The 12956-nt window shown below is 67.1% G+C and carries 8 protein-coding genes; 1 reads left to right on the top strand and 7 read right to left on the bottom strand.

Annotated features, from left to right (window positions below; genetic code table 11):
* Positions 1–59 precede the first annotated feature (59 nt).
* From pbpC to ACN0YF_RS00405, 3 genes are all read right to left on the bottom strand, one after another.
* A complete protein-coding gene (gene pbpC, locus ACN0YF_RS00415) occupies positions 60–2102 on the bottom strand; it encodes a penicillin-binding protein 1C (RefSeq protein WP_417492898.1) in 2043 nt (680 codons plus the stop codon).
* Between the two features lie 3 nt (positions 2103–2105).
* Entirely contained in the window at positions 2106–6965 is a 4860-nt protein-coding gene (locus tag ACN0YF_RS00410; RefSeq protein ID WP_417492897.1) for an alpha-2-macroglobulin family protein, read from the bottom strand.
* A 106-nt stretch (positions 6966–7071) separates the two neighbouring features.
* Complete coding sequence (locus ACN0YF_RS00405) at positions 7072–7779, bottom strand: sulfite exporter TauE/SafE family protein (protein ID WP_417492896.1); 708 nt, start codon at positions 7777–7779, stop codon at positions 7072–7074.
* 125 nt (positions 7780–7904) lie between these two features.
* Here ACN0YF_RS00405 and ACN0YF_RS00400 point away from each other — a divergent pair, with 125 nt between their 5' ends.
* Entirely contained in the window at positions 7905–8672 is a 768-nt protein-coding gene (locus tag ACN0YF_RS00400; protein ID WP_417481586.1) for a DUF2189 domain-containing protein, read from the top strand.
* On the opposite strand, the gene ccoS is transcribed toward ACN0YF_RS00400, so the two are convergent.
* From ccoS to ccoG, 4 genes are read right to left on the bottom strand one after another with little or no spacing between them, the layout of a single operon-like run.
* Complete coding sequence (gene ccoS, locus ACN0YF_RS00395) at positions 8624–8836, bottom strand: cbb3-type cytochrome oxidase assembly protein CcoS (RefSeq protein WP_417492895.1); 213 nt, start codon at positions 8834–8836, stop codon at positions 8624–8626. The genes ACN0YF_RS00400 and ccoS overlap by 49 nt on opposite strands.
* Complete coding sequence (locus ACN0YF_RS00390; protein WP_417492894.1) at positions 8833–11019, bottom strand: copper-translocating P-type ATPase; 2187 nt, start codon at positions 11017–11019, stop codon at positions 8833–8835. Before ACN0YF_RS00390 ends, ccoS begins: the two co-directional genes overlap by 4 nt.
* Complete coding sequence (locus tag ACN0YF_RS00385; RefSeq protein WP_417492893.1) at positions 11007–11474, bottom strand: FixH family protein; 468 nt, start codon at positions 11472–11474, stop codon at positions 11007–11009. The genes ACN0YF_RS00390 and ACN0YF_RS00385 overlap by 13 nt, the downstream gene beginning before the upstream one ends.
* On the bottom strand, positions 11471–12955 hold the full coding sequence (gene ccoG, locus ACN0YF_RS00380) for a cytochrome c oxidase accessory protein CcoG (protein WP_417481590.1): 1485 nt from the start codon (positions 12953–12955) through the stop codon (positions 11471–11473). Before ccoG ends, ACN0YF_RS00385 begins: the two co-directional genes overlap by 4 nt.
* Position 12956 lies beyond the last annotated feature (1 nt).

Below are 12956 nucleotides of genomic sequence, written 5' to 3'. Positions count from 1 at the left end.
CATATGTCAGCAAGCGGCCCCGGTCGCCCGGTCTGCGATCACAAGCCCGTGCGCTGCGATCAACTGTCCATCCGGATCCTCACCCGCGCCCGCGAACGGCGTCCGTCGCGGTCAACGACCTCGACGAGATAGAATCCCGGCCCGTCCGGATACCAGACAGCATCGCCCAGCGCGTTGCGCCCGACCGGTTCGCCATCGGCATACCAGGTCACGGCGCTCTGGCCCTGGGCGGCTAGGACAAAGCCGCGGCCCGGACGCTCCGCCCAGACCTCCGACCCGTCCGGGGGGAACAGGATTTGCGGCGCCGGGTCGAGCTGGAAACGCGCCATCGTCAGCGGTGCCGGTGGCAATTCGCTCTCGTCCCGGTCCGGCTGGGCCTGTCCCGGCTCCAGGCTCTCGATCAGATCGAATACGCGGAACAGCAGCGGCAAGGCACCCTCGCGCCCGGTAATGCCCTCGCGCGGAACGCCATCGGCACGCCCGGTCCAGACCACAACCGTGTAGCGCCCCGACACCCCGGCCGACCAGGCATCGCGGAAGCCGTAGGACGTGCCGGTCTTGAAGGCGATTTCCGGCGCCTGGGTTGTCAGGCTGGCCGGCATGCGACCGCCGGGATGCGGTGCCCGGCGCAGTATGGTCAGGATTTCGCGCGACGATTCGGCACTGATCAGGGCGTAGCCCGTGCCCGGTTCCAGCGCCTCCTCCTGCTCGATCCAGCGGAGCGGCCGCGCATGCCCGCCATCGCCAAGCGCGGCATAGAGCACCGCCAGCTGGCGCACGCTCAGACCGGCACCGCCCAGCGCCACAGCCAGCCCGTCATCACGCGCGGCACCGTGCGGGCGTTCCGGACGGGCACCGGCAAAGCCGAGGGCGGCGGAAAACCGCCGCGCGCCGACATCATCAAGCGTGGTGACGGCGGGAATATTGAGCGAGTGCTGCAAGGCCTCGGAAATCGTGACATCACCGCGGAACCGGCGGTCGAAATTGTCCGGCTGATAGCCGGCAAACCGGCGTGGCAGATCGGCGATACGGGTTTCGGGCGCGGCCAGACCGTCATCGAAAGCCATGGCATAGATGAAAGGTTTCAGCGTCGAGCCGGGCGAGCGCGGCCGCGTTGTCAGATCGATCCAGCCGCCGGGCCGTTCACGTCCGGCCGAGCCCACCGCCGCACGCACGGCCCGGCTTTCGGTCTCAACCACCATCACCGCGATCTGGGCCTCGTCATCGCCGATCGGCAGATTGGCACGCACCTGCTGCTCCAGCGCGCGCTGCAGGCCGGCATCAAGGGTGGAGACCATGTCGGTGCGACCGGGATGGGTCCGCGCCAGGGTTTCGGCGACCTGCCAGGCGTCACCGGGAAAGGCGCGGCGCACCGGTGCCGGGTCCTGCGCGGCATCGGCACGGGCGGTGGGACGGGCCAGGCCGACACGGGCCAGCCGGTCGAGCACCCGGCCACGCGCCGCGATCGCAGCCTGCGGATGCCGGTCGGGGCGACGCGCTTCGGGTGATTGCGGCAGCGCGATCAACAGCGCGATCTGTTCAATGGTCAGGGCATCGGGTTCACGGCCGAAATAGGCCCAGGATGCCGCCCTCACCCCCTCCAGATTGCCGCCATAGGGCGCGAGCGTGAGATAGAGCTCGAGAATTTCGCGCTTGCTGAAGCGCATCTCCAGCTGCAGCGCGCGGGTCATTTGCAGGAATTTGGCGCCGAAGGTGCGCGGCCGCGGCTCAAGCAGGCGCGCGACCTGCATGGTCAGCGTCGAGGCGCCCGACACGATCCGTCCGGCCCGGATCCCTTCCCAGGCCGCCCGCACCACCGCCCCGGCATCGACGCCGGCATGCTGATAGAAACGGGCATCCTCATAGGCCAGCAGTGCCGCAATGAAGTCCGGATCAATGTGATCGAGATCGGCAGCCATGCGCCAACGCCCGCCCTCAACGGGAAAGGCGCGCAGCAGCTCGCCATCGCGGTCGCGCACCAGTTGCGAGCGCGCGGCAGCCTGTTCAAGCGGCGGCGGGAAGGCCTCGTCGAGCGCCAGCAGCAGCACCAGGCCCGCCAGAGCGCCCGCGACAACCCAGTAGATCCGCCCCAGGCCGAGCATGGTCTAGTCGCGGGGCCGGATGCTGACCTGACCGGTTTCGCTGCGTGCGAACACATCGGGCCGGTACATGTCTTCAACCACCACACCGGGCATTGTGTACTCGCCCGGCGTCACGGCACGGACGATATAGGCCAGATGCGACGGCCGGCCGGAGCGCAGATCGATCGCGGCGACGAAGCGGTCATCGCGGGCCTCGGCAATCCGCGGATCATGGACCGCGCCAAGCCAGGCATAGACCCCGTTCGGGCCTGCATCCTCGGGCCGGATAATGGCCTCGATCTCCAGCCCTGCCGGCAGAAGGTCGACCACGATGGCCGGAATGGTGCGCTGTTCGCTCGGAATGATATCGAAATCGATGATCAACCGGTCGCCCTGGACCAGCTTGGTCAGATCAACCGAAGTGCCATCCATCGCGCGGACATGTTTGGTGATCGCCACCTCTTCGGCGACCGCAGCGGGAGCCTCCAGCGTTTCGCCATGCGCGATCTGGGTGACCCAGACCGGGTTGGGGCCGCGATTGGCAAAGCGGCGCGCCTCGCCCAGCTCGCCCGGGGTCAGGGTGAAATCGCGCTGTCCCGGCGTGACCGCGTCGCCGGCGCTCTCGATCTCGAGGGCGTCGGTACCGGCAGAAAGCGCCTGTGCCGCCAGCAGAAGGAAAGCCTTCTCCTGCGTGGTCAGACGTCCCGGCTCGGGCAGTTCATGCGCCACACGTTCGGCCAGACGGCCGACGAGATCGCTCTCGCCCGCCTCGGCGGCCAGCGCCAGAACCCCGGCAAGGTCACGCCGCGGGGTCTGATACCAGTCACCACGATTGGAATAGCCCAGGGCCGCCTCGGCCTGCTCGAATGCACTGTGGGCCCGGGCCCGGTCACCGATCAGGAACAGCGCCGCGCCGATCTGGGCGCGGGCCAGCGGGCTGGCGATCGCCTCAAGGCGCTCATCATGCATATAGCGCAGGCGCGAACGGTCGGCGCGGCCGGCGCGGGCCAGCACATAAAGGGCATAGGCCGCGCTGCGGTCCGACAGGCGCTGGCTGGTATCGGTCTGCCCGACCCAGCGATGCACGGTCGAGTCATAGCCCGGCGCACGCCAAAGCTCCTGCGAGGCGACATGTTCGAGCGCAGTATAGGCCCGCTCCATCGCGGCGTCGGGAACCGTGTAACCGGCCGTCTTGGCGCGCGAGAGGAAGTCGACCACATAGGCCCCCAGCCACGGCGTCGCACCGCGATCGCCAACCCGCCACAGGCCAATCGCCCCGTCTGCGGCCTCCCGGCTCAGCAGGGTGGCAATCGAATCCTGGATCTGGATGCGGGACTGGTCGAAGCCGGTCGTGCCGGACAGCGCGGCCAGATCCTGGGCATAGAGCAGGGGCAAGGCCCGGCTGGTGATCTGCTCGGTGCAGCCATAGGGATAGCGGCTCAGCGAGCGCAGCAGGGCGTTTTCGTCGAGCGGGGTCGCCGAGAAACTGACCGAAACCTCGCTCGAACCCGGCAGGAAGGCCGCCAGGGTCGCCGAATCCAGCGACCAGCTTTCACCCGGTTCGACGCGTCCGCGCACAACCTCGGAGGATGGCAGCCAGGCCGAGCGAACCTCGATCGGATAGCTGCGCGAGACGGCAAAGCCGGCCGGCCCGTCGACACTCAGGCCGACCTCGCCGATGCCGGCATCGGCGCCGCTGACCGGATAGCGCCGGTCGATACGGGCACCGCTGGCCAGTTCAATACTGTCCTCGCTGGACGCATTGACGGGACCGGAGGCATTGATGGCAGCGGTATAGACACCGGCTGCGCCCTCGACATTGTCGATGGTCAGCGTCGTCATGCTGGAATCGCCCGGCGCCAGGAAGCGCGGCAGAATCAGCTCGGCGGGCACTTCATCGCGGACCGTCAGTGGCTGCGTGGCCTGGCCAAGCCCGGTCCCGGACCAGGCGACGGCCATCAGGCGCAGTTCGCCATTGAAGTCCGGGATATCGAGCGTCACCGTCGCATTGCCGGCACGGTCGAAGGCGACCGGTCCGGAGAATAGCGCCACGGTGCGGGTCGGCACCACGGTCAGGCCGGCGCCGCCGATCTGGTCACCGCCGGTGCGCACCGGAGCCGCTGCGCCCTGGTTGGGATCGAGCAGGCGGCCATAATCATCGAGCAATTCGACCGCGAGCGAGGCGCGTCCGAAATACCAGCCGACCGGGTCCGGCGACTGGAAACGGGTCAGGGCGAGAATGCCCTCATCGACGGCGGCCACCGTCACCCAGGCGCCGGTGCGGACCGGTCCGGTGGCGGTAATGGCAATTTCGAGCGGCTGACGCGGTCGCGCCAGTTCGGGGGCGTCGAGGCTGAGCGTGAGCAGGCGGTCGCCGGTATCGACCGGCAGATAGGTGACGCCGACGGCGCGGCGCGGCCGCGGCTGCGCCACCGGATCGCGCGGCGTGAAAACGGACACCATGGCATAGGCGCCAGCGCCCCATTCCTCGGTGACACGGAAACTCACCTCGGCCCCGGATTCAGGCACGAAGACCGATTGCGTCGCCAGGACATGGTCGCTGGCAATCACGATCTCGGCTTCCCCCGCATAGGGCGGCAGAATGCTCAGTGTTGCCATCTCCCCGGCCGCAACGGGCTGGTCCGGTCCGGCGAGACGAACCCGGTCCGGCGCGTCATCGCCGGTTGAGGAGGTGCGGCCCCAGCCGACCCAGAAATGCGTACTCGCCGAGACGCCGGATTCAGCGTCGGTGACGACGAGCTGGTAATCGCCCCAGGACAATTGCGCGACATCGATCTGCGACACGGCCTCGTCCGACAGGACGGTGACCCCATCCTCGACCACCACGGAATTCTGCGTCCGGCGCCAGCGCCAGGCCCCGCCTTCGGTGCGATACCAGTCATAAGTCCAGTCAACGCGGATGACCTGCCAGTCGAGCCGGGCCGTGCGCAATTCACCCGTCGGGGTCAGGCCGACGATGTCGAAACTGGCGGCACTGTCATTGCCGAGCCGGCCTTCAAACTGCGGGTCCAGCCCGAGGTAGAGATCGCGCGGACGATAGGGAATGCGCACATCATCGGCCACAGGGCGACCGCCCGGTTCGATCGCCGAGATCACGGTGCGGATACGCAGCGGTGCACTGGTGCCCTCGCCCTCGCCTTCCGGGTCGACACGCAGCACGGCATGGCCGGCGCCATCGGCGATGGTCTCACGCAGGTCCCGGCTGGTCTCGCGGAAGCTCTCGTCATACCGGCCGAAAGCAAAGCGGGCGTATTCAGGGAAAGGATTGGGATCGGTCTCGATGCGGATCGTGCCCTCGACCGGCAGACCGGCACCGGGCGCCCCGTAGAGGAAGCGGACATTGGCCTCGACATCGCGGACCTCGCCGGCGCGCAGCGGCGCGCTGGTATCGGCCGTCAGGTCCAGCGCGATACGCTGCGGCACGAAATCCTCAACCGAGAAACGCGTCTGCGCAATCAGGCCATAGCCATCGAGCATGGCATCAATGCGCCATTCGCCGCGCGCGGATTCCCGCGCCAGGTCATAATCCCAGAATACGGTGCCACCGATCGGCGCACCCTCGAACCGCTCACGGGCGGCCTCGATACCATTGGGGCCGTACAACACCAGATCGCCGGAGCGGTTGGAGATCGAGATGGCCTGGCCATCGCGCATCATCGCGGCGATATGGACCTGCTCGCCGGGACGGTAGATGCCGCGATCGAGATAGAGGAAGCCATCCGCCCCCTCGCTGCGGTCACGGCCGGCAATGTCCTGGCCACTCAGATCAACCGGATTGCGCTGCAGGTCGAGCACGGCAAAATCATTGTCGGGACCATAGGCGGTCAGCAGGCGGGGCGTATTGCCCTCCTCGCCGCGCATCAGCGGGCCGGCGAAGCGTGCGCGGCCATTGGCATCGGTCGTCGCCGTGCCGAGAATTTCATTGCTGCGCGCGACCAGTTCGACACGCACGCCGGGCACGGGCAGTGCCGTCTGCAGCGAACGGACGACATAATCGATGCCGTCGCGGCCGCGATACGCGGTCAGCGCCAGATCGGTGATCACCAGCCAGCGGCTCGAGCGGGCCGGAACATGGAAGTCGTCCTCGGCCTCGGCATCGTCGACGACCTGGACATAATAGGCCCCGGGGCGCAGCTGGCCGATGGTTTCGGCGAGCGGGAAGACGGTGGTCACCGGCGCGTTGGGCGTGCCGTGCGTGTCCATCTGGCCCTGCCAGAGCCGTTCAGCGACGGGGAACGGGCTTTCCTCCTGGGCCTGCCAGTCATATTCGTCGAACCCGGCGGTGAAGCCCGATGTGATCGAGCGGAAGGCCAGCGCCCGGTCCGTCACACGCCAGAGCGTGACCTCGACGGTATCGACATTGACGGTCTCGATCGCGAGGCCATCGGCTTCCAGACGCGGCAGGATCACGCCCGAACCGGCAATGCCGACATAGGCGGGGCGGTCCCCGAAATCGATCTCGATCTCTTCATCGGCGCGCAGGGCGCGGCCATCGGCAGCGGGAAATCCGGACCGCAAGGTCACGCTCTGTCCCTCACCGAAGGCGAAACCACCCAGGCAGAGCGACTGGCCGCTGACGGCCATGGCGACGGGGCGTTCGGGGTCGAGCGCGACATAGGGTTCGTAATCGGCCTGCGGATCGAGCGGCTGGGTGAAGCCGAGGCAAAGCCGCGGCGCATCGCCGGTCACATCAATCTGGTAACGCAGGAAAGCAAACTCGGAGGGCGCTTCAACCGTGGCGCGGGCCGCATCGGCCGGCCGGGTGTCGAGTGCCGGCCCCTGTACGGATGTGTCCGGCCCGGAACAGCCGATCAGGCCTGCAGCCAATACCAGGGCCACAGCCCCAACGCGCCAGTTCAACATGTCGACAACTCCCCATCCCAGAAGACTGTTATCATAGGCCGACTGGCCGCAGTTCGCACGCTCTTTTCCGGCGCGCGCCGAACGAACATGACGGTTTGTCAGGCCACTAGCCCAGTTCGATCCCGCAAAATGCCGCCAGTGTGCGCCAGGGAATGGCCGCCGAGGCGATACCGAGTACCACGATCACGAGACCGACGGTGAGGCGCAAACCGGGCCGCTGCGACAGCCGCATCAGCACCTGGGCACCGAAGGCCGCGCCGACGACGGCGGGCACGGTGCCGAGCCCGAAACCGGCCATGATCATCGCGCCGCCACCGGCGCTGCCGGACAGCATGGCGTAGAACAGGGCCGCATAGACCATGCCGCAGGGCAGAAAGCCCCAGACGAATCCGGCCAGCACCGGGCTTGCGGCCGAGAAGGCCCCGCCGAGCGGCGCGCGCAGCCAGGTCACGACCCGGCTGCCGACACGGTCCAGGCCCGCCAGGCTCGGCGCCCAGCCGGCCACCGACAGTCCGATATAGACCAGCGTCACCGCACCGGCCCAGCGCAGCAGGGCGTGTGCGACGCCGCGGTCGAACGAGAAATAGACGCTGGAGCCGATCAGGCCGACGATCGCACCGGCCACAACATAGGCTCCGACCCGTCCGAGCTGCGCCAGCAGAATGACGCGGGCCCGCGTGGCATGATCACCATCAGGGGCCAGGGTCAGCATCAGGCCGGAGGCAATGCCGCCACACATCCCGACGCAATGCAGGCTGGAGGCAAAACCGGCCAGAATTCCGCCGGCCAGGCTGAGCTGGGTCAGTGGGTCCATCGAGGCCTCCGCACGGGCATGGCTGTCATTCCTGTGGTGAAGGCCTCAATAGGCTCAATAAAATTGTGGCATAATCCCGCGAACCGGGGAAGCATGGTACAAGACATCCGGGAAGGTTGAACACCATGGTCACACTGCAGAAAGTCCGGCGCGATGCGCCCTGGAAATGGCTCAAGGACGGCTGGGCCGACATGATGCGCGCCCGGCGCGTCAGTCTGAGCTATGGCCTGATCTTCGTCGTCGTCGGCCTTCTGATCACCGGCGGACTGTGGCTGCTCGGGCTGGGCGCCATCGCGCCGGTGGCCCTGAGCGGCTTCGCCCTCATTGCACCGGCCCTGGCGATCGGCATCTACCAGGTCAGCCGCGCGCTGGAACGTGGCGAGGTGCCGCGCTTTCGCGTCATCATTTCGCGCTTCCCGGACCGCATCACCCAGATTGCCTTTCTCTCCCTGCTGTTGCTGCTCCTGCTGATGGCCTGGGTCGAGATTGCCCAGTTCCTGCTGGTGATCATCGCACCGGGCACGCCGCTTTCGCCCGGCCCCTTCCTGGAATTCTCCCTGTCGGAACCGGCGGGCATCACCCTGCTCGTGCTCGGCACCCTTGTCGGATCCCTGCTGGCCGGTCTCGCCTTCTCAATCTCGGCCATCGCCTTTCCGATGCTGGTCGACCAGGATGTCGATGCGGTCACGGCGCTGGTGGCCAGCGTCACAGCGGTGCGCCGTCAGCCCTTCGTGATGTTCACCTGGGCCTGGCTGATCGGTTTCATGACCCTGGCCGGCACCGCCTTCTTCCTGATCGGCCTGGCGCTGGTCTTCCCCTGGCTGGCACATGCAAGCTGGCATGCCTACAAGGACTTTTCGCCATCAGCTTCGGACTCGCCGGCCTCGGCCTGAGGCCGGGGCCGCGAGGGCAGCGGCTTGTCGTCATCCATCAGGATACGCTGGGCCGCGCCGTCGAGATCGTCGAACTGACCGGACTTCAGACTCCACAGGAAGCCGACCAGCCCGAGAAAACCCAGGCCCAGTGCGACGGGTATCAGCCAGATCAGAGCGTTCATCGTCTTGCGAGCCTCAGGGCATTGAGCGTTACCAGGATGGATGACGCAGACATGGCGATGGCAGCGATCAGGGGTGTGACCATTCCGAGCACCGCCAGCGGGATGGCGATCATGTTATAGCCCGCCGCCAGGGCGAAATTCTCCAGCACCCGGCGGCGCGCGGCCCGTGAAATATCGAGCGCGACCAGACAGCCGGACAATTTGTTTCCCTGCAGCACGAAATCCGCCGCAGCCTGGGAAATCTCCGCTGCCGCCGCCAGCGAGACCGAGGCATCGGCCGTCGCCAGGGCCGGCGCGTCATTGAGACCGTCACCGATCATCAGCACGCTGCGTCCCTCAGCCTTCAGGGCCTCGATCCGCGCGATCTTCTCCTGCGGCTTCAGCTCGGCCGACCAGTGCTCGATGCCCAGCTCGGCCGCGATCGCGCCCACCGGGCCCGGGCGGTCACCGGACAAGAGCTCGATACGGCAACCGCGCTGGCGCAGCCCCTCGATGGTCGAGGCCGCATCGCTGCGCAAACGGTCGGCGAAGCGAAAACGCACCGGTGCGCCATCATCAACGACCAGCCAGGCTTCCGAATGCGGATCGCTGACCGCATTGATCCCGAGCCAACGGGCAGCCCCGAAACGCAGACGGCGCCCGTCCTCGACGCATTCAAGTCCACCGCCGGCGATCTCGCGGACATCCTTTGCGGCCGGCCCCATACCCGCCGCATCGGCGATGGCGCGTGACAGGGGGTGGCGGCTGGTGCGCGCGAGGCGGGCGGCCAGTTCCAGCATGCCCTCGGGCAGTGCCTCCGGCTCGACCAGGCGCGGGCGGCCTTCGGTCAATGTCCCGGTCTTGTCGACCACGACCGTGTCGATCTTGGCCATGCGTTCGAGCGCATCGCCGGATTTGACCAGCACGCCGGCCTTGAACAGACGGCCCGAGGCAACGACCTGCACCGCGGGTACGGCCAGTCCCAGGGCACAGGGGCAGGTGATAATCAGCACGGCGATGGCGTTGATGACGGCCGTGTGCGGCTCGCCGGCGAGCACGAACCAGCCGATCAGGGTGGCCAGTGCCAGCGAGTGTACCAGCGGCACATAGAGCCGCGCCGCCTGGTCGGCGAGGCGCACGAAGCGCGAGCGGCTCTGCTCGCCGGCCTCGACCATGCGGGTGATCTCGGCCAGCAGGGAATTGTCGCGATCGGCACTGGCGCGCACGACCAGCTTGCCGTCGAGATTGAGCATGCCGGAGAAGACCTGCACGCCGGGCCGCGCCTCGACCGGCGCCGTCTCGCCGCTGACGAGCGAACCGTCGAGGGCGCCCTCGCCTTCGATGATCACCGCATCAACCGGCACACGATCACCCGCGGCCAGCACCAGCTGATCGCCGGCACGGACATCGCGGGCCGGCACGGCTTCCATGACACCGTCGGGGCGCAGACGATTGGCGGTCGCCGCCTGCATCGCCGCCAGGCCCCGCGCCGCCTGGCTGGCGCGGGCGCGCAGCCGCATGTCGAGGAAGCGGCCGATCAGCAGGAAGAAGAGCAGCATCGCCGCGGCGTCGTAATAGGTCTCGCCATGGCCGATGAAGGTCTCATAGATCGAGAGCCCGCAGGCGAGCAGCACGGCCAGCGAGATCGGCACGTCCATATTGACGTGGCGATTCTTGAGCACGGACCAGGCCGAGCGGAAGAAGGGCTGGCCGGCATAGGCCACGGCCGGCAGCACGATCAGGGCCGAGATGCGGTGCATCAGGGACTGCATCGCCGCGCTCATCTCAAGCCCGCCGGACCAGACCGAGATCGAGAGCAGCATCACATTCGCCATCGCGAATCCGGCCACGGCCAAAGCACGCAGCAGACGGCGCTCGTCTTCCTTCTGGGGATCGTTGTCGTTCTCCGGCTCATAGGGCGTCGCCGGATAGCCGATCTCGCCGAGCTTGGTGACAAAGCCGCGCGCCGCCGAGGGCTCGCCGCGCCAGACCAGGGCCAGACGGCCGGTGGACAGGTTCAGCCGCGCCTGTTCGACGCGCTCATCGGCGAGCATGCCCGACTCGATGCGGGCAATGCAGCCAGCGCAGGTCGCGCCGCGCACGAGAAGATCAAGATGCGACTGACCATCAATCTTGCGGACAAAGGCCTGCGGATCCGCCTGGCCCGAGCCGGCGTCCGGCGTGGCGGCACCTAGGGCAGCCATAGCTCGTATTCCACCTCGAAGGGCGCCTCGCCCTCATTGAGGACCCGGACGCGCCAGCGGCCAGCCGTCTCGCATGCCAGCTCGGCGCGATACACGCCGGGCCGGGCTTCGGCGAAGGCAAGCGGGCAGGCCTGCGTCGTGTCGGGATGGACCATCTCCCCGGACAGGTTCAGGCCGGAAACCGGTGCCGCTTCTGCGTCGAGCACCTCCAGCAACAGGGCCCCGTCAACGGCATTGAAACGCGCCGACCAGCCCAGTTGATCCTGCGCCTGGCGGCGAGCGATCGTCTCGTTGAACTCCAGCCCTTGGACGTAGGAGTGGGGCACGTCCTCGCCCGGAAACGTCTGCAGGGCCAGGGTGATGAAGGTGGCATTGACGCCGATGGTGACGCCGAAGAACAGCAGAATCATCACCAGCACATGCCAGCCGCGCAGCGGGTTGAGGAAGCGTCTCATTCGGCCAGCCCCGTCACCAGAACCGAGCGCGTCTCGGCTGTCTCGCCGGTCGCCGGATCAACAACGCGGAACATGATGTCCTCGCGCGGCACATCGACGGCCTCATGCGGCAGGGTGAGATAGACGACGAAATCGCGCGTCCGGTCGGCTTCGATACTCATGCGCATCGGGGCCTCCTCGGGCGCTCCCAGCACCCGGACCGTGATGGCCGGATCGCCTTCGACAACGAGATCCAGTTCACGTGCCTCATTGCCCTTGTTGACGACCTTGATGGTGTAGCCATTGCGGATCGAGCCATCGGACAGGCGGACATAATTGGGATTGCGGTCGCGTGCGGCGTTGAGTTCCAGCTCGGTGCGCGTCAGCAGACCGGCCAGCATCACGGCCGCCACGGCCACCAGTGCCACGGCATAGACCAGGGTGCGGATGCGCACGAAGCGGTAGCGCGGTTTCTCGCCCGACTGGAAGCGATCGATATTGTCGTCGGTCTCGTAGGCGATCAGCCCGGTAGGCCGGTCGACCTTGCGCATGACATCATCGCAGGCATCGATACACAGGGCGCACTGGATGCATTCCAGCTGGGCGCCGTCGCGGATATCGATCCCCATCGGACAGACAGCCACGCATTGCATGCAATCGATGCAATCGCCCCGCCCCTCCCAGGTATCGGTCTTCTTGTGCGGCCCGCGCGGTTCGCCGCGGTCAACGCGATAGGTGACGTTGAGCGCTTCGCGATCGGTCATCGCCGCCTGGATGCGCGGCCACGGACACATATAGGTGCAGACCTGTTCGCGCATCGTGCCGGCCAGCACATAGGTGGTGAAGGTCAGAACCGCGAAGAAGAGATAGGCCGACATGTCGGCCTGGCCGGTGAAGAAATTGGCCAGCGTGTCATAGGCATCGTGGAAATACAGGATCCAGGCCCCGCCGGTCGCTGCGGCGATCAGAAGCCAGACCGTATGCTTGCCGACCTTGCGCCAGGCCTTGTTGAAGCTCCAGGGCGCACGGTCCAGCTTGATGCGGGCATTGCGATCGCCCTCGAAGGCGCGCTCGACCATGATGAAGAGATCGGTCCACACCGTCTGCGGACAGGCATAGCCACACCAGACACGCCCGAACAGGGCCGTGACCAGGAACAATGCCAGCGCCGCGAGGATCAGCAGGCCGGTGATGTAATAGACTTCCTGTGGCCAGATCTCGATGAAGAAGAAATAGAAACGGCGGCCGGCGAAATCGGCCAGCACCGCCTGGTCGGGCGCATCGGCGCCGCGATCCCAGCGCAGGAAAGGCACGAGGTAATAGACCGCCAGGGTGACGGCCATCACCACCCATTTGACGAAACGGAACTTGCCGTGCGCCAGCTTGGGATAAATCGGCTCGCGTTTCTTGTAGAGCTCGCGCTCGTCGGCGGCATTGACCGCCTTGGCTTTCGAGCGGGAGACCCCGGGCGCCGCCATGCTGCGTTTTTGCGTATCAGACATG

It is taken from the genome of Maricaulis sp. (assembly GCF_048270265.1).
GTDB lineage: Bacteria > Pseudomonadota > Alphaproteobacteria > Caulobacterales > Maricaulaceae > Maricaulis.
Note: the sequence above shows the minus strand (reverse complement) of the source record. Positions and strands in the feature narration are given on the sequence as shown.

What these genes read in the sequence shown, in the direction of transcription:
- pbpC (WP_417492898.1), bottom strand. Translation starts at nt 2,102, where the DNA reads ATGCTCGGCCTGGGGCGGATCTACTGGGTTGTCGCGGGCGCTCTGGCG.
- ACN0YF_RS00410 (WP_417492897.1), bottom strand. Translation starts at nt 6,965, where the DNA reads ATGTTGAACTGGCGCGTTGGGGCTGTGGCCCTGGTATTGGCTGCAGGC.
- ACN0YF_RS00405 (WP_417492896.1), bottom strand. Translation starts at nt 7,779, where the DNA reads ATGGACCCACTGACCCAGCTCAGCCTGGCCGGCGGAATTCTGGCCGGT.
- ACN0YF_RS00400 (WP_417481586.1), top strand. Translation starts at nt 7,905, where the DNA reads ATGGTCACACTGCAGAAAGTCCGGCGCGATGCGCCCTGGAAATGGCTC.
- ccoS (WP_417492895.1), bottom strand. Translation starts at nt 8,836, where the DNA reads ATGAACGCTCTGATCTGGCTGATACCCGTCGCACTGGGCCTGGGTTTT.
- ACN0YF_RS00390 (WP_417492894.1), bottom strand. Translation starts at nt 11,019, where the DNA reads ATGGCTGCCCTAGGTGCCGCCACGCCGGACGCCGGCTCGGGCCAGGCG.
- ACN0YF_RS00385 (WP_417492893.1), bottom strand. Translation starts at nt 11,474, where the DNA reads ATGAGACGCTTCCTCAACCCGCTGCGCGGCTGGCATGTGCTGGTGATG.
- ccoG (WP_417481590.1), bottom strand. Translation starts at nt 12,955, where the DNA reads ATGTCTGATACGCAAAAACGCAGCATGGCGGCGCCCGGGGTCTCCCGC.